Source organism: Arcobacter aquimarinus (assembly GCF_013177635.1).
Taxonomy (GTDB): domain Bacteria; phylum Campylobacterota; class Campylobacteria; order Campylobacterales; family Arcobacteraceae; genus Aliarcobacter; species Aliarcobacter aquimarinus.
This window is the reverse complement of record NZ_CP030944.1, coordinates 857,208-881,625: the sequence shown is the minus strand read 5'-3', so window position 1 is coordinate 881,625 and position 24,418 is coordinate 857,208. Positions and strand designations below refer to the sequence as shown.

Below are 24,418 nucleotides of genomic sequence, written 5' to 3'. Positions count from 1 at the left end.
ATTTTAACATTATTTTATAAAGCCTTAGGTAAAACAAGATTCAAAACTATACCTATTATAGCCCCAAGACCAATACCTGCAAAAGGAATTCCACCAAAATTAAAAGTCATTCCACCAATAGAAAATACTAATATCACAGAAACTATTGCCATATTTCTTGGACATGAAAAATCTATATTTGCTTTTGAAAGTGTACTAATTCCTAAAGTTGCAATAATTCCAAATAATAAAAGCATAATTCCACCCATAACTGGAACAGGAATAGTAGCAAGTATTGCTCCTAGTTTTCCAACAAAAGCCAATAAAATAGCAAATATCGCAGCCCAAGTCATAATAGCTGGATTATAAGCCTTTGTAACAGTTACAGCTCCTGTTACTTCTGAATAAGTTGTATTTGGAGGTCCTCCAAAAAGCGAAGCAACAGAAGTTGCCAAACCATCTCCTAAAAGTGTATTTTTTAAACCTGGTTTTTTTAAATAATCTTGTTTTGTAACACTTGAAATTGCTAACATATCACCTATATGTTCAATTGCAGGAGCAATTGCTATAGGTAAAATAAAAAGTATAGCTTGCCAATTAAATTCAGGTGCAACAAAATTTGGTATTGCAAACCAAGAAGCTTTTAAAACACCTGAAAAATCTATTAATCCAAAATATAAAGAGATTAAATATCCACTAATAATTCCTAATAAAATAGGAACTAATTTAAAAATTCCTTTTCCTAATAATGAAACTAAAATAGTTACAATCAAAGCTACCATTGATATTATTATTGCTTGTTCAAATGGTACTAAAACAACTGCTCCATCACCTGTTTTTCCCATTGCCATATTAACAGCAACAGGAGATAAAATAAGACCAATTGAGATAATTACAGGTCCTACAACAACTGAAGGAAGTAGTTTATGTAAAAAATTATCTCCTTTTAACCTAATTAAAAAACTTAATACCACATACAAAAGTCCAGCAGCAACAAGTCCTGACATAGTTGCAGGAATTCCCCATGTTGCAACACCATAAGAAATAGGTGCTATAAATGCAAAAGAAGAAGCTAGAAAAATTGGTGGAACACAATTTTTATTTACAAACTGAAAAATAAGTGTTCCAACACCTGCTGTAAAAAGTGCAACATTTGGATCAAGTCCTGTTAAAATTGGAACTAATACTAAAGCCCCAAAAGCAACAAACAAAAACTGTAATCCTAAAATCGAATCTTTAACTCTAAAGTTATAATCTGTAGGTTTCATATATACCTCTATATTTTTATAGCACTTATAGTAGCAAATTATCTGTATAAGCAACTTTAAATTTATCTATAATTTATAAGCAATTTTTCTGTAATATAAATTTTTTAAAAGGAATTAAAATGTATAAAGAAAGTACAAATGTTGTAGTTAAACATTTAGTTAATAGATTAAGAGATGTAAGAACAACTTCAAATGAATTTAGATTAACTATTGAAGAGATTTCAAGAATCCTAGCTTCAGAGGCTTTAAATGATTTTCCAACAATCACACAAAATATCAATACTTGGCAAGGTCCACTTGATGTTGAAGTTATTGAAGTTCAAAAACTTGTTCTTATTCCTATTTTAAGAGCTGGTGAACCAATGCTTACAGGAATTTTAAGAACCTTACCTTATGCAAAAAGTGGATTTTTAGCAATGAAAAGAGATGAAGAAACATCTTTAAGTAAATTATTTTATGAAAACATTCCAAATCTAGAAGATAAAACTGTAATTTTACTTGACCCAATGGTTGCAACTGGTGGTTCTTTAATTGATGGAATAGAATACTTAAAAAGCAAAAATGCTAAAAAAATCATCACTTTAAATATAATTGGTTCACCATTTGGTGTAAAAAAAGTTACAGAAGCTCATCCAGATATTGATATGTTTATAGCTCAAATTGATGAAAGATTAGATGAAAACAACTATATAAGACCAGGTCTTGGAGATGCTGGAGATAGAGCATTTAATACTCACTAAAACTCAAAAGGATTTTCATATTTATATGTAAATCCTTCCTTTTTTATTTTACTTCCATCTATTAATCTATTAAAAAAATTCTTATTTTCTAAAAAAATAGGTTTTTCAAAATTATATTTTTTTGAATTAAAACTATAAATTTCCTCTTTTGTTGGATGAGTATTTGAACAAAGATTAAAAATACCACTTAAATCTTTTTCAATTATAAACTTTGTTGCATTTATAACATCATTTCTATGTACAAAATTTATTGGTGTTTTGGGAAATTCTATGATTTTATTTGCACTTCTTTTTCCAAAATATCTATTTGCTCCAACAAGTCCAGCAACTCTAAAAATTACATCACTTTTATCTTTTACTAAATTTTCAGCTTCAAAAACTATTTTTGAATTAGGCTCTTTTATTTCATAATCTTCATTAAATAAACCTTCTATATTAGGATAAATAGAAGTAGAACTAACAAAAAATATTTTCTCTATATTTTTTATTTTTTCATGAGAATAAATTTTATTTAAAAAAAGTAGATAATCTTCAAATTTAGAAGGTGGAAAATTGATAAATAGATAATTTGTTTCAAATAACTTATCTAAAAATTCAAAATTATTTTCATTTAAAATATATGAAGAAAAACCCTTTTCTTCATATATATTTACTTTTTCTTGGCTTCTTGAACTAACTTTTATTTTAAAATCATTTTTTAAAACAATTGCTAACTCTAATCCTAACCAACCTGCTCCTAAAATAGTAAAAGTTTTCATTTAATCTTTTAAAATACCAAAACAAAGTATCAACCAAGCAATAATAAGCAACGTTCCACCAATTGGTGTGATTGCTCCTAAAATTGGCATATTTAAAATTGTAAGAAAATAAAGTGAGAATGAAAAAATAATCATTCCAATCAAAATCAACCACAATGAGATATAAATTCTTTTTGATTCAGGCTTTAATGCAAAAATAAAAGTAGCTACAAAAAGTCCTAAAGTATTATAAAAATGGTATTGAATACCTGTATTATAAACTTTTAACATATTTTCATCTAAAACTGATTTTAACCCATGAGCTCCAAAAGCTCCTAAAGCTATTGCTAAAGCCATCATAAAAGAGGCAATTGCTAAAAATGTTTTTATTTTTTTATTTAAAATCATAATATTCTCCTATTTATTTAACATCAACTTCCCAAAAGAAATCAATCCATTCATTTGCTTCTCTAACACAATAATCAGGTTGCAAAACAGCTGTTTTTTTGTAAAACAACGTTGCTAATTTAAACTCAACTGTTGGAAATCTCTCTTTTAAAACTTTTAAAATTTCTCTCATTGTTTCACCTGAATCAACTATATCATCAACAATTAAAACTTTTTTTGCATGTGATACATCAGGAATATTAAAAATATTAAATGTATCCAATTTTAATTCACCTTCATAATGAATTGAATTTAAAGTATATAAATTTCTCATATCTAAAGCTTGTGCCATTAAATGTGAAAGAGTTAATCCTCCACGTGCAACTGCTAGTAAAATCTCAGGTTCAAAACTTCTACACTTATCAACTAAAATTTGTGTATCATTTTTAAATAACTCATAACTATAATATAATTTTTCCAAATATAAATCCTTTTTAAAAAATAAATGCTAAAGCACTAATAAATGTAATAACCAAAATTCCTAAATTTAAATCTTTATACTCTCTTTTTACCAATTTAATAATCGTAAAAATCAAAAAACCAGCTGCTATTCCATTTGTGATTGAAAAAGTTAAAGGCATTAAAATAACAATCAAAAAAGCAGCTGCACTTGTTGCTAAATCTGTTTCTTCAAAATTTATTTTACCAAGTTCAGTAAACATCAAAACCCCAACTACAACTAAAACTGGATAAATTGCATTTGATGGAATTGATTTAAAAAGTGGCAACATAAAAAGAGTTGTTATAAATAATAATGCAGTAAATACAGCTGTTAATCCAGTTCGTCCACCAGCTTCTACCCCGCTTGCACTTTCAATAAATGCAGTTGTTGTAGAAACTCCAAGTAAACTTCCTCCAACTGTTGCAATAGCATCAGCTTCAAGTGTTTTTTGCAAAGATTTATCATTTTTATTATTCTCTTGAAACAGATTTGCTCTTGTTCCAACACCTGTTAAAGTTCCTAATGTATCAAACATATCTGTAATTAAAAATGTAATTATAACAGGTAGTAAAGATAAAGATAAAGCACTTAAAATATCAAGTTTAAATAATATAGGTTCAATAGAAACAGGAGTTGAAAAAAACTCTTTTGGTACATCATTTAAAGAAAAACTCCAAGCAACAATAGATGTAATAGCAATAGATAAAATAAATGCTCCTCTTAATTTATAAGCATAAAAACTAAAAGATAAAATTAAACCTAAAACTCCTAATAAAACATTAGTATTGGAAAAATCTCCAAGTGCAACTAAAGTTGCATCATTTGAAACTATCATTCCCATTTGCTTTAAACCAATAAACGCAATAAAAGAACCAATTCCTGCGCTAATTGCACGTCTTAAATTCATAGGAATAGATGTCATTATCCAAACTCTAAAATTAGTCAAAGATAAAATAACAAATAAAATACCTGATAAAAATACAATTCCCAAAGCTGTTTCCCAAGGTATTTTCATACCTAAAACTAAACCATAAGAGAAGTAAGCATTAAGCCCCATTCCTACACTCATAGCAATTGGTGTATTTGACCATAATGCTGAAAAAAGTGTTGCTAAAATAGTAATTAAAGCTGTTGCTGTAATTACAGCATCCATAGGAAGACCAGCATCAGCTAATATAAAGCCATTTACAGGAACTATGTATAACATTGTCAAAAAAGTAGTAAAACCAGCATAAAACTCTTTTGAAATAGAGGTGTTATTCTCTCTTAACTTAAAAAAATTCACAATAATCCTTCTTAAAAAAAGAAAAAATAGTATCACAATTTTAATTTGTGATTTATTATAAAAGTTAATTTTTAAATTTAATAACTAACACTTTATCTACTTCTTTGGCATTTTCGTTTATAATCTGTTTATAAAAATAGTCTTCATAGTTAGTTGCAAAAACTAATATAATGGATGCTCTAAATTATTTATTGAAAATATAAAAGGATTATAATGGGATTAGGTGTAGGAATAGTAGGACTTCCAAATGTAGGTAAATCAACAACTTTTAATGCTTTAACAAAAGCTCAAAATGCGGAGGCTCAAAACTATCCATTTTGTACAATAGAACCAAATAAAGCAATAGTTCCAGTACCTGATAAAAGATTGAACGAATTAGCAAAAATCGTAAATCCAGATAAAATTCAACATTCAACTATTGATTTTGTTGATATTGCAGGACTTGTAAGAGGTGCTTCAAAAGGTGAAGGATTAGGAAACCAATTCTTATCAAATATTAGAGAAGTTGAAGTTATCTTACATATGGTAAGATGTTTTGAAGATGGAAATATTATCCATGTTGAAGGAGATGTAAATCCTTTAAGAGATATTGAAATCATCGAAACAGAATTAATATATGCTGATATTTCACAGTTAGAAAAGAAAATTGAAAGACTTAAAAAACAAGCAAAGTCTTCTAAAGAATCAGCTACTCAATTAGTTATAGCTGAGGAATTATATGCTCATATTGGAGAATTACAGCCTGTAAAAACTTTTGAAAAAATAGATGATGAAGTTTTCAAATCTTTAGATAAAGAGTTAAGATTTTTATCTAATAAAGATGTAATTTATGGAACAAATGTTGATGAAGATTCTTTAGCTAATGGTGGAAACAAATATGTTGATTTAGTAAAAGAACATGCTTCTAACGTAAATGCTGATGTTATTATGCTTTGTGCAAAAATAGAAGAAGAATTAGTAGGACTTTCTGATGAAGAAGCTACAGAATTTTTAGCTGATTTAGGTGTTAATGAATCAGGTCTAGAACAAATCATACATAAAGCATTCGATAAATTAGGTCTTATGAGTTATTTTACAGCTGGAAAAATTGAAGTTAGAGCATGGACTATTAGAAAAAACACAAAAGCTCCTCAAGCAGCAGCAGTTATTCATAATGATTTTGAAAAAGGCTTTATTAAAGCAGAAGTTATTTCTTACTTAGATTTTATTACCTTAGGTGGAGAATCTAAATGTAAAGAAGCAGGAAAATTAAGACTTGAAGGTAAAGATTATATCGTTCAAGATGGTGATGTAATGCATTTTAGATTTAATGTGTAACAATTTATATTCAATTGATATAATATTTGTTACAATTTAAATAATAATTTAAATAGGAGTTTTAATTTGTCATCTAATAATATTTTAGAGAAGATAGAATCTCTTCCACCGTTACCTAAAACGATAATTGAGATTGAAGAATTTAGAAAAAAAACGAATAAAGAATCGGCTGAATTATTAGAAATAATTGAAAAAGATGCATTAATAATTTCTACTTTATTAAAAATTTCTAATTCTGCGATGTTTGGTTTTAGAAGTAAAGTTGAAACACCTGGTCGAGCAATTAACTTATTAGGTATTAATTTTACCATTTCGATTGCTATTGGAGGAACTGTTCAAAATTTATTGATGACAAATTTAGAACCCTATGGTATAAATAGTGATGATTTCATGAAAGCTTCTAATATTTCTTCTACTTTAGCTAGTTTATGGCTTTCGAAAATTGATATAGAGTTAAAAGATGAAATAGTTTTACCAGCACTTTTACAAGAAACAGGAAAATTTATTATTGCTGATTTAATAGTAAATGAAGGGAAAAGTGATTTATTTAAGTCAAAAATAGCTTCAGGTGCTTCAATAGAAGATACAGAAAAAGAGTTACTTGGATTTACAACTTCAGAAGTTACTGCTAAAATATTTAGACATTGGAAATTAAGTGAAAACTTAATAAATTTAATTGAAAATGTTGATAATGTTTCAAAAGCTGAAGATGAGTATAAAAAGAAAACACAAATTCTAGATATAATAAAAACTGCTGCTTATATTAATGCTCCATTAAGTGCAAACAATGTTAAAAAAGCTTTAGAAAAAGCATCTGCTTATGGTTTTGATACAAATATATTAAAAAATGCAATAACTACTTTAGAAGATAGATTGTTAGATGAAAAGTAAATCATAATCCTTGAAGTAGAATATCCCAAAGGTATTCTACTTCAATATCATTAAGGTGTGTTGTCTTTTTCTTAATAAATAATTCTTCAATTTTTTTAAATTCAAAATTTTTTGCTTTTGTACACTTAGCATGAATTGGTAAAAAACCTCTAACTAAACTTAAATCATCTTCAATAACTATTTCACACAATAAACATTCAAAGTCAGTATGTAATCGCCCTTCATGTTCAAGTAAAGAGATATAAGATTCACAAATAGCTCTTTGAGCATTTTGCTTAGTTATTATATAAACTAATTTTTCTAAACAATAAAAATAAAAAGGATCTAATTCTTCGATATCTTTCAAATGTGGATAAAAAAGTCTTATATATCTTTGCCAGCAATACATTTTTTCATAATCTAAAATCCAAGGGAATCCAAGTTGTATCACATCTTTTAGTCTTGGAATATTAGCCCTTGTATTTTCTAATTCAAAATCAATCTTATACCCTATATTTATAGTCGAATGTCTAGCACCATAAAATCTATATGCTGTTAATAATTCATTTTCACTTAGTATAGTTACTATTAAATCATCATCTTTTACAGGTTTAATATCTATTATATAACCTTGCATTTAAAAATTTAGTCCTCTAAATCTTCTCTTCTCATTTCATTAATTTCATCAATAATTTCTTTACACTCTTCATCATCAATCTCACCATTTTGTAAATCAGTTAACATTTCTTCAAAATCTTTTTTCATTTCTTGCATTTGAATCAGTTCTTCTTTTGTATTTTCATCCTCTTTTTTTGATGCAATTATTTCAAATAGTTCATCTATATAATCTTCAATTTCTAAAAGTACTTCATCTTTTATTAATTTTTCTAATTCTTCTTGGATTGTCATTTTTACACCTTTTTCTAAATTTAGAAATTATAACAAAAAACAACTACTCTTTTGCTTCAATATTATCATATAATAGTTGTGCTAAAATATAATAAATAATAGTGTAAGGAAAATAAATGGCAGAATTTAAAAATGTTTCTATTGCAAAAGCTGCAAATATTCTTTTTGAAGGAAATATTACAAGTAGAACAATTGTTTTTGAAGATGGTTCTAGAAAAACTTTAGGAATTATGTTACCAGGAGAATATGAATTAAATACAGTTCATAAAGAAATAATGGATATTCAAAGAGGTGTATTAGAAGTTATGTTACCTGCTCAAGATTGGGTTAAATATGAGGGTCCAGCTTCTTTTGAGATTCAAGCGAATTCTAAATTTAAATTAAGAGTTCACTCATTAGTTGATTATTGTTGTTCTTTTATAAAAAATCATTAATTGTTATTTATTTCTTACATACAATGCGAAAATTCGCATTGTTAATGTAAGTTAAAATAACATCTCTTTTTTAATATCTTCAAATTTCAAAACTTTTTTACCAAAGTGATCTTCCATAAATTTTTTAGCTTGAGTTTCATTTTTAAATGGAATTAATTCTTCTCCCATTGGACCATATACATTTGAGCCAATTACATAAAAAGCCTCTTTTGCATCTATAGAATCTAAAGAGTAATAATCAGTTACATTTATCTGTAATATATCTTCTTTTGAATGATTATGATTATATTTTGAAGGCTCAATATAAAACTTCATCATATCCTTTACTCCATCAAAATAGTGACTATGAGTATTTCTTAATTTAATTTGAGCAACCCATTTTGGATATTTTGCAACAAACATACCGCAAACAGGACATTTAGCATCTTCTGGTACTTTAATAGCTTTTGAATTATCTCTTGCTAATATAGGATTATATAAATAAACACTTACTGCTTGAAGCATTTGAGCATCTAAATTATTACATATTTTATTATCTATTAAATATTGTTTAGCTTCACCAATAGAATTAAAATCTTTCATCTGATTTATATCACACATTGATTCAAAAATCTTTTTACCTTTTTTAGCTACAGGAATTCTTTTTTCATCTAAAATCTTTTTTTCTTTTTCTAATCCATCTTTTGCTATTTTCAATGTTTCATCAAAAGTATGAATCTCTCCACCAAACTCTTTTATGAATTTTTCAGCTTCATTTTTTGTTAAAAAAGCATATTTACTAACAGCACTCATTGTTCCTTTTTTAGAACTTCCAACAACATAAAAAGCACTCTTAGCATCTATTAATTTTAATGAATTGGTATCCACAACTTGAATATTTTTTATTTTATCTTCATAGTCTTCATGAATTTGTGCTTGACAATGAATAGAACAATATTGTTCTTTATGTCCATTTTTAAACTCTGTTACATGATTTGTTTTATAATATTTAGGTAAATCCATTCCACAAACATTACAAAATTCTTTTGATGAGTCTTCTTTTACTAAAGTTGCTTCTTTTAAATCAACTGTTTGAAACATCTCTTGTGCATTTGTATTTATCGCAAATAATGTAATAAAAAACAAAAGTGTTATTAAACTCTTTTTCATAATTTCTCCTTATATAAGATATTTTCTATTGTAATAAAAGAAAGTTAAATAATTGTTAATAACCAGAGATATAAAAATACGAAGAGGGGTAAAAAGGGTAGGTAAAAAAAAAGCTTCTTCCAAAGAGAACTAGTAGTAGTTCAAATAGAAAGAAGCTTTGTGTGTGTAAAAACTCAAAGCTGGCAGCGACCTACGTTTCCACCAGGGGACCCGGCAGTATTATCGGCGATGAAATGCTTGACTTCCAGGTTCGGAATGGGACTGGGTATTTCCACTTCTCTGTAGCCACCAGCAAGTTGAGTATTAAATAAATTAAGAATAAAAAAGAACTAAAATTCTGTTCACTCATAAAAATCATCACTTAGATAATTTCTCTAAATTTACTTAATACTCAACTCGTTAAGGAGTTAAGAAAAAATAATGCTAAAGTCTTTGCTTCTTAAAAAAATTGACATTTTTTCAAGGTAACATTAAACACAATATATATTAAATATAAAAACATATATTTAATAAGATAGTAAACCAAAGAATTGTTAAAATAAGCCAAACGTTCTATTAGTACTGGTCAGCTAAACGCCTTACAACGCTTACACATCCAGCCTATCAACCAGCTAGTCTTGCTGGGAACTTCAGGGAAAGTTAATCTTAGAGTTGGCTTCGAGCTTAGATGCTTTCAGCTCTTATCACATCCGTACGTAGCTACCCAACGATGCTCTTGGCAGAACAATTGGTACACCAGTGGTACGTTCATCCCGGTCCTCTCGTACTAGGGACAAATCTCTTCAACTTTCCTACGCCCACGGAAGATAGGGACCGAACTGTCTCACGACGTTCTGAACCCAGCTCGCGTACCGCTTTAAATGGCGAACAGCCATACCCTTGGGACCGACTTCAGCCCCAGGATGCGATGAGCCGACATCGAGGTGCCAAACCTCCCCGTCGATGTGAGCTCTTGGGGGAGATCAGCCTGTTATCCCCGGCGTACCTTTTATCCTTTGAGCGATGGCCCTTCCACGCAGAACCACCGGATCACTATGACCGACTTTCGTCTCTGTTCGACTTGTATGTCTCACAGTCAAGCTAGTTTATGCCATTATACTCAACAAGCGATTTCCATCCGCTTTGAACTAACCTTTGTAAGCCTCCGTTACTTTTTAGGAGGCGACCGCCCCAGTCAAACTACCCACCAGACATTGTCCTGATACAAGATAATTGTACGCAGTTAGTAACTCAAATATTCAAGGGTGGTATCTCAAGGATGGCTCCGCTAGTACTTGCGTCCTAGCATCACAGCCTCCCACCTATCCTGCACATGAATATCCAAGCTACAGTGTCAAGCTGTAGTAAAGGTGCACGGGGTCTTTCCGTCTTTCCGCGGGTAGGAGGAATTTTCACCTCCACTACAATTTCACTGGATCCCTGGTTGAGACAGCTCCCATCTCGTTACGCCATTCATGCAGGTCGGTATTTAACCGACAAGGAATTTCGCTACCTTAGGACCGTTATAGTTACGGCCGCCGTTTACTCGGGCTTCAATCAAATGCTTCGCTTGCGCTGACATCATCAGTTAACCTTCGAGCACCGGGCAGGCGTCACACCTTATACATCCACTTACGTGTTAGCAAAGTGCTGTGTTTTTGGTAAACAGTCGGGAGGGACTCTTTGTTGCAACCTCTCTAGCTTTTTGGAGCAAGTCCATATACCAAAGTAGGCACACCTTATACCGAAGATACGGTGCTAGTTTGCAGAGTTCCTTAACCAGGGTTCTTCCACGCGCCTTAGAATACTCATCCCACCCACCTGTGTCGGTTTACGGTACGGGCAACATACAATATACTTAGTGGCTTTTCTTGGCACGACAGTATCATCGATTCTCCATCTCCTCCGAAGAGTGTCAAGAGCCTGTAAGATCTCGGCCTATTGCAACCCGGATTTGCCTAAGTTACAGCCTACGTCCTTCGACCCACTATTCCATCAGTGAGCTCGATTAACTCTATGCGTCCCCACATCGCGCTTATATGTTGGTATTGAAATATTAATCAATTTGCCATCGTCTACCCCTTTCGGACTCGACTTAGGTCCCGACTAACCCTACGATGACGAGCATCGCGTAGGAAACCTTGGGTTTTCGGCGTTGAGGATTCTCACCTCAATTATCGCTACTCATGCCTGCATGCTCACTTCTATCCGCTCCAACGCTCCTTACCGGTACATCTTCTACGCTGAATAGAACGCTCTCCTACCACTCAATTAAAAATTGAATCTAAAGCTTCGGTGTACATCTTAGCCCCGTTATATTTTCCGCGCAGAATCACTAGACCAGTGAGCTGTTACGCTTTCTTTAAAGGATGGCTGCTTCTAAGCCAACCTCCTGGTTGTCACAGTAACTCCACATCGTTTTCCACTTAGATGTAACTTAGGGACCTTAGCTGTTAGTCTGGGTTGTTCCCCTCTCGACGATTGATTTTATCACCCACCGCCTGACTCCTGTGATTCCACATATAGTATTCATAGTTTGATAGGGTTTGGTACCGCGGTAAGCAGCCCTAGCCCATTCAGTGCTCTACCCCTATATGCTACAACACAAGGCTATACCTAAATATATTTCGGAGAGAACCAGCTATCACGAAGTTTGATTGGCCTTTCACCCCTATCCACAAGTCATCCCAAGACTTTTCAACGCCTGCGGGTTCGGTCCTCCACTGGCTCTTACACCAGCTTCAACCTGCTCATGGATAGATCACTTCGTTTCGGGTCTGCAGCATCTGACTAATTCGCCCTATTAAGACTCGCTTTCGCTACGGCTTCGTACTTGACTTAACCTTGCCAGACACCACAACTCGCAGGCTCATTATGCAAAAGGCAGTCCATCACCCTGATAAATCATAGGGCTCTGAATGATTGTAAGCTAATGGTTTCAGGTTCTATTTCACTCTCCTCGCTGGAGTACTTTTCACCTTTCCCTCACGGTACTTGTTCACTATCGATCTGTAAGTAGTATTTAGGATTGGAGGGTGGTCCCCCCAGTTTCAGTCAAAATATCACGTGTTCCGACCTACTCAGGATACCATTAGAGCTATTGAGAATTTAAACTACAGGAGTTTCACCTTCTATGCTACACTTTTCCAAGTATTTCATCTATCCTCTTTAGTCTCATGTTATGGTCCTACAACCCCCAATGCAAGCATTGGGTTTGTCCTAATCCGCTTTCGCTCGCCGCTACTAACGGAATCTCGTTTGATTTCTCTTCCTCTGGCTACTGAGATGTTTCACTTCACCAGGTTAGCTCCCATATTGGGTAATATAGCTCTCACTATATTGGGTTGCCCCATTCAGAAATCCCCGGATCAAAGCTCTTTGGCAGCTCCCCGAGGCTTATCGCAGCCTAATACGTCTTTCATCGCCTCTTACAGTCTAGGCATCCACCATTAGCCCTTAATAGCTTATTAATAAATAGAGTTAAACTCTATCGCATTTTTGATAATATTCTTTGGCTACTATCTTATTAAACATATTACTTAAAATATATCTAATAAAACATGTTGTGTTCTATCTATAGTTTTATTTCTAAAATTTAGATATGAAATTTTTTTTGTTTTAAATTATTTAACATTGCTGTTATATAATTCTTACGAAAAAATTAAAGACTTTAACATTATATTTTTAAATATCATTTTCAAATCTCTTTGAAAAACTTTGATTCGAAAATCAAATATAAATTCAATCTCTTTGAACTTATATTTAACTTTCTATCATCTTTTTTTATCTTAATTGAACTATTTCTATTTAAAACTCTCATTTTAAATAATAGGTGGTGGAGAATAGCGGGATCGAACCGCTGACCTCCTGCGTGCAAAGCAGGCGCTCTCCCAGCTGAGCTAATTCCCCAACCTAAATTAATCTTTACTAGATTATTTAATGGTGGGCCTATCAGGACTTGAACCTGAGACCTCACGATTATCAGTCGAGCGCTCTAGCCAGCTGAGCTATAGGCCCCTTTTACTACCTATTTAAATAATCTTTATAAACCGAATATAAAATCATATATTTTTTTAAGTTTTTAAGTTAAGAAACAAATCTTAACTTAATTCTCTGAAAGGAGGTGATCCAACCGCAGGTTCTCCTACGGTTACCTTGTTACGACTTCACCCCAGTCGCTGAATCCACTGTGGAAGGTAGCTATTTTAGCATCCCCGCTTCGAATGAGTTCAACTCCCATGGTGTGACGGGCGGTGAGTACAAGACCCGGGAACGTATTCACCGTAGCATAGCTGATCTACGATTACTAGCGATTCCAACTTCATGTAGTCGAGTTGCAGACTACAATCCGAACTGGGAGATATTTTTGAGATTTGCTCCACCTCGCGGTATTGCTGCTCTTTGTATACCCCATTGTAGCACGTGTGTAGCCCTGGACGTAAGGGCCATGATGACTTGACGTCGTCCTCACCTTCCTCCTACTTGCGTAGGCAGTCTCATTAGAGTTCTCAGCCGAACTGTTAGCAACTAATGACGAGGGTTGCGCTCGTTGCGGGACTTAACCCAACATCTCACGACACGAGCTGACGACAGCCGTGCAGCACCTGTATATAAGTTTCTGCAAGCAGACACCAATCTATCTCTAGAAAGTTCTTACTATGTCAAGTCCAGGTAAGGTTCTTCGTGTATCGTCGAATTAAACCACATGCTCCACCGCTTGTGCGGGTCCCCGTCTATTCCTTTGAGTTTTAATCTTGCGACCGTACTCCCCAGGCGGTACACTTAATGTGTTAACTGCATTACTGCAAGGTCGAGCCTCACAACAACTAGTGTACATCGTTTAGGGCGTGGACTACCAGGGTATCTAATCCTGTTTGCTCCCCACGCTTTCGCGTCTCAGCGTCAATAATGTTCCAGTAGATCGCCTTCGCAATCGGTATTCCTTCTGATCTCTACGGATTTTACCCCTACACCAGAAATTCCATCTACCTCTCCCACATTCTAGGTATACAGTTTCAAAAGCAGTTCTATAGTTAAGCTATAGGATTTCACTTCTGACTTATATACCCGCCTACACGCTCTTTACGCCCAGTGATTCCGAGTAACGCTTGCACCCTCCGTATTACCGCGGCTGCTGGCACGGAGTTAGCCGGTGCTTATTCATATAGTACCGTCATTATCTTCCTATATAAAAGGAGTTTACGCACCGAAATGTGTCATCCTCCACGCGGCGTTGCTGCATCAGACTTTCGTCCATTGTGCAATATTCCCCACTGCTGCCTCCCGTAGGAGTCTGGACCGTGTCTCAGTTCCAGTGTGACTGATCATCCTCTCAAACCAGTTAGGCGTCATAGTCTTGGTGAGCCATTACCTCACCAACAAACTGATACCATACAGACCCATCCTCTAGCACTAAAGCGTTTCCCTTGCATACTTATGTATTAAAGGCATATAGGGCATTAGCAGACGTTTCCATCTGTTATTCCTTTCTAGAGGGCAGGTTATCTATACATTACTCACCCGTGCGCCACTTAGCTGACAATTATAGCAAGCTATAATCCGTTCTCGTTCGACTTGCATGTGTTAAGCACGCCGCCAGCGTTCACTCTGAGCCAGGATCAAACTCTCCATAAATTATAGATTATTTGAAACTGACATTTTTGTATTATTTTACTAATTACAAAATTATCACTCATTATCATAGACAAGTTTTCAATGTTTTACCATCTCATCTTGTTTTATATATTTTTTATATTAACATTATTTCTTATTTTATTTCTGTAAACAATGAAACAGATTTTTATAAGATTTATATATTCGGTTTATAAAGATTACTTCATAAACTTCAATTAAATTATTTTAAAGATCATCCTAATAAACTAAAACCTTTCTCATCTCTCTTTCGTTTGATGCGCTTCAGTCAATTTGGACGGGAATTATAATAGGATTTTTTATCCTTGTCAAGAGCTTACAGCTTAAATTTAGCTAAAATTTTCAAATTTACTGTTTTTTATTCCTTTTTTCCTTTTTTACTAGCTTTTTATTGCCTTTACTCTTCTTTTCTTCCTTATTAATCTTTTATTTACTTTTTTTTCACAATTTTTATCAAAAATGACATATAATAGCAGTCACGAATTTGTTAAACATAATTTTTGAACATTAAAAGGAACGGAGTACAATATATAATGAGTGCATCTATTTTTAGAGAGTATGATATTAGAGGAATTTTTGAAAAAGAACTAAATGAAAATATTACAAAGAAAATTGGCTTTTATTTAGCAAAGGAGTTAATCAAAAAAGTTCCAACTGCAAAATATATAGCTGTTGGTTATGATGCAAGACTTCACTCACCAACTTTAAAGAACTGGTTAACATCAGGAATTAATAAAGCTGGACTTAAAGTACTTGATATGGGACTTGTTCCTACACCTGCAAATTATTTTGCAAACTTTACTGATTTTGATGGGTTAAAATGTGATGGTTCTGTAATGATTACAGGTTCGCACAATCCTCCTGAATATAATGGTTTCAAAATTACATTAAATAAAGACCCATTTTTTGGTGAAGAGATTTATGCACTTGGAAAAGAAATACTTTCTGATGATTCTATAATAGAAGATAACGAAATTTCAATTACTATTGACTCTAAGAACAGATATATTAACTACATTGTTAATCATTTTTCTCATTTGAAATTAGAAAATAAAAAGTTTGTTTTTGATTGTGGTAATGGAGTTGCTGGTGTTGTATTAAGAGAAATTCTTGATAAATTAAATATTAAGTATAAAATCTTATTTGAAGAGCCTGATGGAAATTTCCCAAATCATCATCCAGATCCAAGTGATGAACATACTTTAGAAGATATTAAAAAAGAGTTAGCAACTGATGAATTTGATTTTGGATTTGCTTATGATGGTGATGCAGATAGAATTGCCCTACTTTCTCCAAAATACAATTTTAAAGGTGATATCTTAGCTATATTCTTCTCTAAATTTATTAAAAATCCAACAGTTATTGGTGAAGTTAAATGTACTCAAGTTATGTATGATACAATTAATTCTTATGGAAAAGCTATCATGTATAAAACTGGACATTCAAATTTAAAGGTTAAAATAAAAGAGACTAAAGCTGATTTTGCAGCTGAAGTATCTGGTCATTTATTCTTTAATGATAGATATTTTGGTTATGACGATGCAATTTATGCAACATTTAGAGCATTAGAACTTATCGATGATGGATTTGATTTTGATAAAGAATATGAAGCTTTACCTCAGGTTTATTCCACTCCTGAAATAAATATCACAGTTACAGAAGAGAGTAAATTTAAAATTATTGAAGATTTAAAAGAAGCATTAACAAACCCACCTGCCAATTTTCCTAAAATTAAAGAGATTATCACAGTTGATGGAATTAGAGTAATATTTGAAAATGGTTGGGGATTAATTCGAGCTAGTAACACTACTCCAAAATTAGTTACTAGATTTGAAGCAGATACTAAAGAAAATGCTAAAATATACGAAAATGTTTTAATAAACTTATTTAATGAAATAAAAGGAAAATAAATGAATAAAAATAGTCCAATCAAAAAGTGTCTATTCCCTGCTGCTGGATATGGAACGAGATTTTTACCTGCAACAAAAGCTACACCTAAAGAAATGTTGCCTGTTTTAACAAAACCTTTGATTCAATATGGAGTTGAAGAAGCACTTGCTGCTGGTATTGAAAATATGGCAATTGTAACAGGAAGAGGTAAAAGAGCAATTGAAGATCATTTTGATATTTCTTATGAACTTGAACATCAAATTAAAGGTACAAGCAAAGAGCATTATTTAACAGAAATTAGAAGTGTTATTACAAAATGTACTTTTTCATATACTAGACAAATAGAGATGAAAGGTTTAGGTCATGCTATTTTATGTGGTGAAAATTTAATAGGAGACCAACCTTTTGCTGTTTTACTAGCAGATGATTTGTGTGATTCATCTTCAAAAGGAGTATTAGCTCAAATGGTTGATTTATATAAAAAATATAATTGTTCTATTGTTGCTATTGAAGAAATTCCAAAAGAAGATACAAATAAATATGGTGTTATTGCCGGAAATGAAATTGAGCCTGGAATTTTCATGGTAAAAGATATGGTTGAAAAACCTGAACCTGAAGTTGCACCTTCAAATTTAGCAATTATTGGAAGATATATTTTAACACCTGATATTTTTGACATTATTAGAGATACTAAACCAGGAAAAGGTGGGGAAATTCAAATTACAGATGCATTACTTACTCAAGCAAAAAAAGGAATGGTTTTAGCATACAAATTTGAAGGAGAAAGATTTGACTGTGGAAGTATTGATGGATTTGTAAAAGCTACAAACTATTTTTACGAAAAAGAGACAAAAAAAGAAGCTGAAGCTAAGAAAAAAACTGGAGCAAAATAAGTGAAAAACAACCTATATTACCCACAAGTATCACTAAGTGATGAGCAAATTTTTGCAGAAATAAAAAAAGAGCGAGAAACTATTGGTTACTACTCTTTACCTTATGTGGATACAACTTCACTAAAATCTAGATTAGATAATTTAAATTTTACGCAAAAACAAATAGCTATTATTGGTATTGGTGGTAGTACTTTAGGAACTTATGCAATTTACAACTTTTTGAAATACAATAAACAGCATAATAAATCTTTGAAAAAAGAGCTTTTTTTCTTTGAAAGTACAGACCCTGTTAACTTAAATGGAACATTAAGTCAAATAAATTTAGAAGATACATTATTTATTGTTATTTCAAAATCAGGAACTACAATAGAAACTATTTCTGTTTTCAAATATTTGATGTCAATTACAAAAATTGATAAATCAAATCTTTTAATTATTACTGAAGATGATAGTAAATTAAACACTTTTGCAAAAGCAAATGATATTAACTCTTTTGATATTCCTAAAAATGTAGGTGGAAGATTTTCTGTATTATCAAATGTTGGATTGGTTCCTTTGTATCTTGCTGGTTTTGATATTGATGAATTATTAAAAGGTGCGAAAAAAATATCTTCTTCTTTTTTTGAACAAAATGAGTTATATGATCATCTAATTAAAAAAGCAAGAACTTATTATGAATTCAAAGATGTTTATAATGTAAATGCAATTTTTTCATATTCACAATTACTTGAAGGATTTAATAAATGGTATATTCAACTTTGGGGTGAAAGTCTTGGTAAAATTGATATAAATAATACAAATCAAGGATTAACTCCCATTGGACTTTTAGGACCTGTTGATCAACACTCTTTTTTACAATTAATTGTAGAAGGGAAAAGAGATAAAACAGTTACATTTATAAAAATCAAAGATTTTAAAGATGATACTAAAATAGCTCCTATAACTTTACAAGGATTAGAAGAATTAGATTACATAAATAATCTTGATTTTAAAGAATTAATAAATCAACAAGCAGATGCAACAATAGCTTCAGTTAAAGAGTATAAAAAAGATATACCAATAGATTTGATTGAAATAGAAGAAATAAGTGAATATGAAATAGGAAAACTACTGTTTTATTATGAACTTTTAACTTCAATTGTTGGAAAATTTTTAAGAATTAATACTTATGACCAACCAGGTGTTGAAGGTGGTAAGATTATTTTAAAAGAGATGTTAAAAAAATAAAAAGTAGGTATTTTAATGGCAATTTTTGGAAATATAGAGAGTATAAAATCTCAAATAACTAATCCTAAATTTGAAAAAGCTTTCTTATATATTCAAAAATTGCAAGATAAAAACTCTTTTGAGCATAAAGAACTTTTAAATACAAATCTTAATGAATGTAATAAAATAGTTTTAGATGAAAACACTTTTATCTTAAAACAATCATATATAACAAAAGATAAAAAAGATTGTTTATTTGAATCTCATAAAAAATATATTGATATCCAGTATATGTTTGAGGGTGATGAAATTATGGAAGTTGAAAATATAAATAATCTGACTTTGTTAAAAGATTATAATGAATCTTTAGATTACGCAAATTATTCCCAATCAAATAATGCTTCTATTTTAAAAATCAAAGAAAATGAATTAGCTATTTTTTATCCTCAAGATGCTCATATGCCTTGTATCAAAATAGATAAAAATAAAAAAGTTATAAAAGCTGTTTTTAAGATAGCTGTTTAATTATGGAATATATATTTACAAGTTTAGTTCCTGTTTTTGGACTAATTTTAATAGGTTATCTTTTTAAGAAAATAAGTTTTCCTTCCCATGAATTTTGGCCGCTTGCAGATAAACTAACATATTTTGTATTAATGCCTGCACTTTTGATATATACCTTATCAAAAGCAAAATTTGATATTAATAGTCTAAATTTAGTTTTAGTTTCACTTCTTGCTATATTTTTAACAATGATTTTTCTCATAATTTTCAATAAATTATCCCCTACAAATAATAGTTCTTTTACTTCTATTGTTCAAGGTGGGATAAGATTTAATACATATGTATTTTTAGCTTTAAGTAGTTCTATTTTTGGGAATGAAGGTTTGATATTAAGTGCTATAATTTTAACTTTTGCAATTCCTTTTATAAATATTTTATGTGTTACAGTTTTTGCTATTTATTCACAAAATAACAAACTTGATTTTATATATTTAGTTAAATCAATAGTTAAAAATCCTTTGATTATTGGTTGTTTTATTGGTGGAAGTTTAAATATTTTAAATATTTCTTTACCTATTAGTATTTCAAATATTTTCAAAATTTTAAGTGAAGCTGCTTTACCTTTAGGACTTTTATCTATTGGTTATGCTTTAGTTTTAAAAGATATGAAAAATGTAAAAAAAGACCTTTTTATAAGTTCTTTTGCAAAGTTTATTATTTTGCCTATTTTTATATATACTTTGGGAAATCTTTTCAATTTAAATGAAACTATGATAGCTGTTTTAGTTTTGTTTTCACTACTTCCAACTGCTCCTAGTTCTTTTATTTTAGCAAGACAATTGGGTGGTGATTTACCTTTGATGACAACTATTATTACAGTTCAAACTTTGGTATCTGCACTATTTATAATACTATTCTTAAAGTTTTTTTAGTAAAAATTTAGATAAAAACTTTAACTATTATATGAAATGCTAATACTGTAAGTAAAACTTTTAAAATCAAAAAAAACTTTTTTCCATCTATTTTATCTCTTAATCTAGTAGCTACCCAACTTCCAGTAACTGCTCCAATAATCATAGCTATAATAATTCCCATATAATCAAAAAATACGAAACCAAAATAGATAAAAACAAATACTTTTAAAATATGAGTTATACTCATCAATGCTGCACTTGTTGCTAAAACTTTTTCTTTATTTGCATAATCTTTAAATAATAGAGTCATTGTCAAAGGTCCAGTAGCTCCAACAACAATAGAAAATCCCGTTTGAAAAAAACCAGCAATATAATAATTTTCATATTTTTTTATCTTTTCATTAAATTTAGCAGACCATAATGAAAGTAAAATATAAACCCCAATAAATAAAGGCACATAATTTAAAGATATAAAATTCAAAATAGTAGCAAATAAACCTATTCCAATAAATGAACCAATTAAAAATTTTGGTATTACTTCAAACTGTATATCTTTGTATCCAAAAATTGCCCTACTAAGATTACTTGACATTTGAGTCAATCCATGCACAGGTATAAGAGCATTCAAGGGTAGAAAAGAAGGTAATATAGCTATTAACATCATTCCACCTCCAATTCCTACGATTCCTGCTATAGTTGAAGTTAAAAAACTTATAATTCCTAAAAATAATTCGTTCATAATAAAAAACTCATCTTATAAAAAATTAGAATAAAATACCCAATAAAGCCTTTATTATCAAAAAATCGTTATACTTTCGCTTCGTTTTAAAGGAATTTTATGGATATTTATCAATGGATTGGTTTTTTTGGAATGATATTTATTGTTATTGCATATTTATTGTTACAAACAAATAAATATACAATTAATTCTTTACAATATCAATTACTAAATCTATTTGGAGCAATTTTACTTTTAATTTCACTTTTTGTACATTTTAATCTAGGTTCATTCATAATTGAAGTATTTTGGATTATTATTACTATTTATGGAATTGTTGTAAACATTAGAAAAAAAAGAAAAGGAAAAAATATATGAAAACAATATTATTAATCTGTTTATTTTTAACAAATATTTTATTTGCAAATTATAGCTATACAAATAAAAATAGTGGAAAAATAGATATGCATGGAGGAAAAGGTGAAAATCTTTTGAATCAAAAAAATAGCTTATCAAACACAAACTTCAAAGATATCGGTGTTTTAAAACCAGTTGCTCCAAAAGCTCCTGAAAAATTAATCAAAGAAGAGAAAAAAGAAAAAAAGGAAATTACTAAATAATGGCAAAAAGATATAAGTTTATTTCATGGAATGTAAATGGTATAAGAGCTGTTGATAAAAAGGAGGCTTTAAAATGGGTTGATGAAGCTAATATTGATTTATTAGGTATTCAAGAAACAAAATCAATGAAAGAGCAAATCCCAAAAACAATTTTTCAAAAAGAGTATAAAACACTTTTTGCTAGTGCTTCTGCTATAAAAGGAAGAAGTGGAACAGCACTTTTTACAGATATTAAAACTACTTTTGAATGTAACTGCCCTACTGTTGATATTTTAGATGAGGGAAGAATAAATGAAGTTCATTTTAGTTTAGGAGATAAAGATATTGCATTTTTTAATGTATATTTCCCAAATGGTCAAAGTAAAGAAGAACGACTTGATTATAAAATGGAATTTTATGATAGATTTTTAACTCATTGTGAGAATTTAAAAAATCAAGGAAAATCAATAATCGTTTGTGGAGATGTAAATACAGCTCATACAGAGATTGATATTGCAAGACCAAAAGCCAATGAAAATACATCTGGTTTTTTACAAATGGAAAGAGATTGGATAACAAAATTTTTATCACATGGTTATATTGATACTTTTAGATTAATCAATGGTGATTTAAAGGATAAATATAGTTGGTGGAGTTATAGAGCAAATGCAAGAGCAAATAATGTTGGCTGGAGAATTGATTACTTTTATGTAAGTGAAGATTTGAAAAATTATGTAAAAGATGCTTATATTTTAGATAATATTGAAGGAAGTGACCATTGTCCTATTGGACTTGAAATGGAGTTTTAATACTTCACTTCAATCCTATTTTTACCATTTGATTTTGCAAGATACATTGCATCATCAACTCTTGTTATAAGTTCAATAATAGTTTCATTTTCTTTAAATGTTGAAACTCCTAAACTGGCTGTTTTATTTCCTACTGTTTCAAATTGATGAGTAGAAATTTTCTTTCTTAATTTTTCTGCCAATTTTGAAGCATCTTGAAGATTTGTTTTTGGACAAATAATTATAAATTCTTCTCCACCCCATCTTCCAACAATATCTGTTTGTCTAGTATATTTTTTTAATATACCTGATATTTCAATAAGCACTTTATCTCCAACTAAATGTCCATAAGTATCATTTACTTTTTTAAAATCATCTATATCTACTAAAATTATTGAAAATTTATCTTTATATCTATTAAATAAATTTTCATTTATTTTTAATATAGAATCTATATTTTTTCTATTGCTAAGATTTGTCAAATAATCAGTCAAAGTAAGATTTGTAAGTTCTATTTTTGCTTCTTCTAACTCTTTTGTATAATTTAATCTATTTACAATTGAGTACGATAAAAATAATAAACATATAAATACAGCTATATCACTTGGATATTCTTCCCAAGGTACAATTCCTGCTGCAATAAGTGTTGAATACAACCAATAAAGAGAAATTATAAAAAAACTAAAAGTGATTATTTTGGTTTCTTTATCCCCTTTATAAAAGAAATAAATAATAAAAAATGTCAAAATTGGCAAAGTTATAAAGTTATAAAAAATATCAAACCATTCATAAGTAGAAGGCAAAGAAAAAAAGCCTAAAACAGAACCCAAAATAGCTATTATTAAATAAATCAAATGTATCTGCCAAATTTTTTTTATAGGATTAAATAGTATTTTATAATTAATGACTTTATCCATAAAAAGAGCCATCCCAATAGGAAAAGAAAAAAATGCAATTGCTAAAATATATTGATTGAATAAAGGGTAATAAAAAAATAGCTGCATTATTTTTGCAGAACAAAAAACATTTAAACCTTGTGTTAAAAATAACAAACCTAAAATCAAAGATTCAATTCTTTGAAATTTTGATAAAAAAGTTAATAAAAAGAATATTGCAACAAAAATAGAGACAGAACCTATAATAATTTTTAGTATATCATTTTTTAAAAGTTTTTCATATAACTCACCTTTTGATAAAATAAGAATTTCTCCCCAAAAACCAATATCACCATAATTAGAATAAATTCTAAAATATAAATACTCTCCAGCGCTATCAGTAGGCAAAGGTATTAAATGCCAAGGCCAACCTTTATATTTACCTTTTCCATTTTCATCAAATTCACCAAAACTATATATTTGTTTATCTTTAAAATAAACCTGTGTTATTAAATCAATACTTACAATATATAAATTAGAGTTAGAAGGAATAGTTTGAGGAAGTTGTACCCTAAACCAAATATTTGTTTGATTATTTCTATTTGGTGGGTTGCGTGGAAAATCTATTTCTTGCCATAAGGTAGAATCACCTAAAGAATCTCCCCATTTATATTCCCATTTTTGTTTAGATAAATCTATTTGAGTTATTTCATTTGCAAAAGAGAAAAAAGATAGAAGAAATAGTAATAATAATTTTTTCATAAAATACTTCAATATAATAATTTTAATAGAGACATTAAAACATAATTATATATAATAAGAG

The 24,418-nt window shown here is 30.2% G+C and carries 22 protein-coding genes, 2 tRNA genes and 3 rRNA genes; 12 read left to right on the top strand and 15 right to left on the bottom strand.

Features of this window, described 5'->3' with window-relative positions:
* Positions 1–14: 14 nt before the first annotated feature.
* On the bottom strand, positions 15–1,247 hold the full coding sequence (locus tag AAQM_RS04360; RefSeq protein ID WP_129095609.1) for a uracil-xanthine permease family protein: 1,233 nt from the start codon (positions 1,245–1,247) through the stop codon (positions 15–17).
* A 119-nt stretch (positions 1,248–1,366) separates the two neighbouring features.
* On the opposite strand from AAQM_RS04360, the gene upp reads away from it, so the two are divergent.
* Positions 1,367–1,987, top strand: coding sequence for a uracil phosphoribosyltransferase (gene upp / locus AAQM_RS04355; protein WP_129095610.1), 621 nt, complete (start codon positions 1,367–1,369; stop codon positions 1,985–1,987).
* On the opposite strand, the gene AAQM_RS04350 is transcribed toward upp, so the two are convergent.
* From AAQM_RS04350 to AAQM_RS04335, 4 genes are read right to left on the bottom strand one after another with little or no spacing between them, the layout of a single operon-like run.
* Positions 1,984–2,745, bottom strand: a complete 762-nt coding sequence (locus AAQM_RS04350) for a Rossmann-fold NAD(P)-binding domain-containing protein (protein ID WP_129095611.1) — start codon at positions 2,743–2,745, stop codon at positions 1,984–1,986. The genes upp and AAQM_RS04350 overlap by 4 nt on opposite strands.
* Positions 2,746–3,132 (bottom strand): DUF423 domain-containing protein, encoded by a 387-nt coding sequence (locus AAQM_RS04345; protein WP_129095612.1) that lies wholly within the window; start codon positions 3,130–3,132, stop codon positions 2,746–2,748. It abuts the gene before it with no gap.
* Between the two features lie 13 nt (positions 3,133–3,145).
* Positions 3,146–3,592, bottom strand: a complete 447-nt coding sequence (locus AAQM_RS04340) for a phosphoribosyltransferase (protein ID WP_129095613.1) — start codon at positions 3,590–3,592, stop codon at positions 3,146–3,148.
* 13 nt (positions 3,593–3,605) lie between these two features.
* The gene (locus tag AAQM_RS04335) at positions 3,606–4,898 is read right to left on the bottom strand and encodes an NCS2 family permease (RefSeq protein ID WP_129095614.1); all 1,293 of its coding nucleotides are present in this window, start codon (positions 4,896–4,898) and stop codon (positions 3,606–3,608) included.
* A gap of 213 nt (positions 4,899–5,111) precedes the next feature.
* Here AAQM_RS04335 and ychF point away from each other — a divergent pair, with 213 nt between their 5' ends.
* A complete protein-coding gene (gene ychF / locus AAQM_RS04330; RefSeq protein WP_129095615.1) occupies positions 5,112–6,215 on the top strand; it encodes a redox-regulated ATPase YchF in 1,104 nt (367 codons plus the stop codon).
* Between the two features lie 66 nt (positions 6,216–6,281).
* The gene (locus tag AAQM_RS04325) at positions 6,282–7,106 is read left to right on the top strand and encodes an HDOD domain-containing protein (protein WP_129095616.1); all 825 of its coding nucleotides are present in this window, start codon (positions 6,282–6,284) and stop codon (positions 7,104–7,106) included.
* A 1-nt stretch (position 7,107) separates the two neighbouring features.
* On the opposite strand, the gene recO is transcribed toward AAQM_RS04325, so the two are convergent.
* Entirely contained in the window at positions 7,108–7,722 is a 615-nt protein-coding gene (gene recO, locus AAQM_RS04320) for a recombination protein RecO (protein ID WP_129095617.1), read from the bottom strand.
* Positions 7,723–7,730: 8 nt separating this feature from the next.
* Positions 7,731–7,994 carry a hypothetical protein gene (locus tag AAQM_RS04315; protein ID WP_129095618.1) on the bottom strand — a complete coding sequence of 88 codons (264 nt, stop codon included), beginning with the start codon at positions 7,992–7,994 and terminating at the stop codon, positions 7,731–7,733.
* 116 nt (positions 7,995–8,110) lie between these two features.
* Between AAQM_RS04315 and ppnP the strand changes: the two genes are divergently transcribed.
* The gene (gene ppnP / locus AAQM_RS04310) at positions 8,111–8,428 is read left to right on the top strand and encodes a pyrimidine/purine nucleoside phosphorylase (RefSeq protein ID WP_128987599.1); all 318 of its coding nucleotides are present in this window, start codon (positions 8,111–8,113) and stop codon (positions 8,426–8,428) included.
* Positions 8,429–8,479: 51 nt separating this feature from the next.
* Here ppnP and AAQM_RS04305 read toward each other — a convergent pair whose 3' ends face one another.
* From AAQM_RS04305 to AAQM_RS04280, 6 genes are all read right to left on the bottom strand, one after another.
* Positions 8,480–9,577 carry a nitrous oxide reductase accessory protein NosL gene (locus AAQM_RS04305; protein WP_171920655.1) on the bottom strand — a complete coding sequence of 366 codons (1,098 nt, stop codon included), beginning with the start codon at positions 9,575–9,577 and terminating at the stop codon, positions 8,480–8,482.
* A gap of 177 nt (positions 9,578–9,754) precedes the next feature.
* Positions 9,755–9,870 (bottom strand): 5S ribosomal RNA (rrf, locus tag AAQM_RS04300).
* 241 nt (positions 9,871–10,111) lie between these two features.
* Positions 10,112–13,026 (bottom strand): 23S ribosomal RNA (locus AAQM_RS04295).
* A 363-nt stretch (positions 13,027–13,389) separates the two neighbouring features.
* Positions 13,390–13,465, bottom strand: a tRNA-Ala gene (locus tag AAQM_RS04290).
* Positions 13,466–13,496: 31 nt separating this feature from the next.
* A tRNA-Ile gene (locus AAQM_RS04285) sits at positions 13,497–13,573 on the bottom strand.
* A 99-nt stretch (positions 13,574–13,672) separates the two neighbouring features.
* Positions 13,673–15,190, bottom strand: a 16S ribosomal RNA gene (locus AAQM_RS04280).
* Together the 16S, 23S and 5S rRNA genes with 2 tRNA genes alongside form the textbook arrangement of a ribosomal RNA operon.
* 551 nt (positions 15,191–15,741) lie before the next feature.
* Here AAQM_RS04280 and AAQM_RS04275 point away from each other — a divergent pair.
* From AAQM_RS04275 to AAQM_RS04255, 5 genes are read left to right on the top strand one after another with little or no spacing between them, the layout of a single operon-like run.
* Positions 15,742–17,118, top strand: coding sequence for a phosphomannomutase/phosphoglucomutase (locus AAQM_RS04275; protein WP_129096192.1), 1,377 nt, complete (start codon positions 15,742–15,744; stop codon positions 17,116–17,118).
* Entirely contained in the window at positions 17,119–17,991 is an 873-nt protein-coding gene (gene galU, locus AAQM_RS04270; protein WP_128986873.1) for a UTP--glucose-1-phosphate uridylyltransferase GalU, read from the top strand.
* Positions 17,992–19,218 (top strand): glucose-6-phosphate isomerase, encoded by a 1,227-nt coding sequence (locus AAQM_RS04265; protein WP_129096191.1) that lies wholly within the window; start codon positions 17,992–17,994, stop codon positions 19,216–19,218. It abuts the gene before it with no gap.
* Between the two features lie 15 nt (positions 19,219–19,233).
* On the top strand, positions 19,234–19,722 hold the full coding sequence (locus tag AAQM_RS04260) for a NanQ anomerase/TabA/YiaL family protein (protein WP_129096190.1): 489 nt from the start codon (positions 19,234–19,236) through the stop codon (positions 19,720–19,722).
* Between the two features lie 2 nt (positions 19,723–19,724).
* Positions 19,725–20,633 (top strand): AEC family transporter, encoded by a 909-nt coding sequence (locus AAQM_RS04255; protein WP_129096189.1) that lies wholly within the window; start codon positions 19,725–19,727, stop codon positions 20,631–20,633.
* A gap of 7 nt (positions 20,634–20,640) precedes the next feature.
* On the opposite strand, the gene AAQM_RS04250 is transcribed toward AAQM_RS04255, so the two are convergent.
* The gene (locus AAQM_RS04250; RefSeq protein WP_129096188.1) at positions 20,641–21,354 is read right to left on the bottom strand and encodes a TSUP family transporter; all 714 of its coding nucleotides are present in this window, start codon (positions 21,352–21,354) and stop codon (positions 20,641–20,643) included.
* A 99-nt stretch (positions 21,355–21,453) separates the two neighbouring features.
* Here AAQM_RS04250 and AAQM_RS04245 point away from each other — a divergent pair, with 99 nt between their 5' ends.
* From AAQM_RS04245 to AAQM_RS04235, 3 genes are read left to right on the top strand one after another with little or no spacing between them, the layout of a single operon-like run.
* The gene (locus AAQM_RS04245; RefSeq protein ID WP_129096187.1) at positions 21,454–21,711 is read left to right on the top strand and encodes a CBU_0592 family membrane protein; all 258 of its coding nucleotides are present in this window, start codon (positions 21,454–21,456) and stop codon (positions 21,709–21,711) included.
* A complete protein-coding gene (locus AAQM_RS04240) occupies positions 21,708–21,953 on the top strand; it encodes a hypothetical protein (RefSeq protein WP_129096186.1) in 246 nt (81 codons plus the stop codon). The genes AAQM_RS04245 and AAQM_RS04240 overlap by 4 nt, the downstream gene beginning before the upstream one ends.
* Positions 21,953–22,741, top strand: coding sequence for an exodeoxyribonuclease III (locus AAQM_RS04235; protein ID WP_129096185.1), 789 nt, complete (start codon positions 21,953–21,955; stop codon positions 22,739–22,741). Before AAQM_RS04240 ends, AAQM_RS04235 begins: the two co-directional genes overlap by 1 nt.
* On the opposite strand, the gene AAQM_RS04230 is transcribed toward AAQM_RS04235, so the two are convergent.
* Entirely contained in the window at positions 22,738–24,357 is a 1,620-nt protein-coding gene (locus tag AAQM_RS04230; RefSeq protein ID WP_129096184.1) for a sensor domain-containing diguanylate cyclase, read from the bottom strand. The two genes, AAQM_RS04235 and AAQM_RS04230, sit on opposite strands and share 4 nt — an antisense overlap.
* Positions 24,358–24,418: the final 61 nt, after the last annotated feature.

Bases quoted from the DNA above. Each gene is read 5' to 3' on its own strand.
- AAQM_RS04360 (WP_129095609.1), bottom strand. From the start codon at position 1,247: ATGAAACCTACAGATTATAACTTTAGAGTTAAAGATTCGATTTTAGGA.
- upp (WP_129095610.1), top strand. From the start codon at position 1,367: ATGTATAAAGAAAGTACAAATGTTGTAGTTAAACATTTAGTTAATAGA.
- AAQM_RS04350 (WP_129095611.1), bottom strand. From the start codon at position 2,745: ATGAAAACTTTTACTATTTTAGGAGCAGGTTGGTTAGGATTAGAGTTA.
- AAQM_RS04345 (WP_129095612.1), bottom strand. From the start codon at position 3,132: ATGATTTTAAATAAAAAAATAAAAACATTTTTAGCAATTGCCTCTTTT.
- ychF (WP_129095615.1), top strand. From the start codon at position 5,112: ATGGGATTAGGTGTAGGAATAGTAGGACTTCCAAATGTAGGTAAATCA.
- recO (WP_129095617.1), bottom strand. From the start codon at position 7,722: ATGCAAGGTTATATAATAGATATTAAACCTGTAAAAGATGATGATTTA.
- AAQM_RS04315 (WP_129095618.1), bottom strand. From the start codon at position 7,994: ATGACAATCCAAGAAGAATTAGAAAAATTAATAAAAGATGAAGTACTT.
- ppnP (WP_128987599.1), top strand. From the start codon at position 8,111: ATGGCAGAATTTAAAAATGTTTCTATTGCAAAAGCTGCAAATATTCTT.
- AAQM_RS04305 (WP_171920655.1), bottom strand. From the start codon at position 9,577: ATGAAAAAGAGTTTAATAACACTTTTGTTTTTTATTACATTATTTGCG.
- AAQM_RS04275 (WP_129096192.1), top strand. From the start codon at position 15,742: ATGAGTGCATCTATTTTTAGAGAGTATGATATTAGAGGAATTTTTGAA.
- galU (WP_128986873.1), top strand. From the start codon at position 17,119: ATGAATAAAAATAGTCCAATCAAAAAGTGTCTATTCCCTGCTGCTGGA.
- AAQM_RS04260 (WP_129096190.1), top strand. From the start codon at position 19,234: ATGGCAATTTTTGGAAATATAGAGAGTATAAAATCTCAAATAACTAAT.
- AAQM_RS04255 (WP_129096189.1), top strand. From the start codon at position 19,725: ATGGAATATATATTTACAAGTTTAGTTCCTGTTTTTGGACTAATTTTA.
- AAQM_RS04250 (WP_129096188.1), bottom strand. From the start codon at position 21,354: ATGAACGAATTATTTTTAGGAATTATAAGTTTTTTAACTTCAACTATA.
- AAQM_RS04245 (WP_129096187.1), top strand. From the start codon at position 21,454: ATGGATATTTATCAATGGATTGGTTTTTTTGGAATGATATTTATTGTT.
- AAQM_RS04240 (WP_129096186.1), top strand. From the start codon at position 21,708: ATGAAAACAATATTATTAATCTGTTTATTTTTAACAAATATTTTATTT.
- AAQM_RS04235 (WP_129096185.1), top strand. From the start codon at position 21,953: ATGGCAAAAAGATATAAGTTTATTTCATGGAATGTAAATGGTATAAGA.
- AAQM_RS04230 (WP_129096184.1), bottom strand. From the start codon at position 24,357: ATGAAAAAATTATTATTACTATTTCTTCTATCTTTTTTCTCTTTTGCA.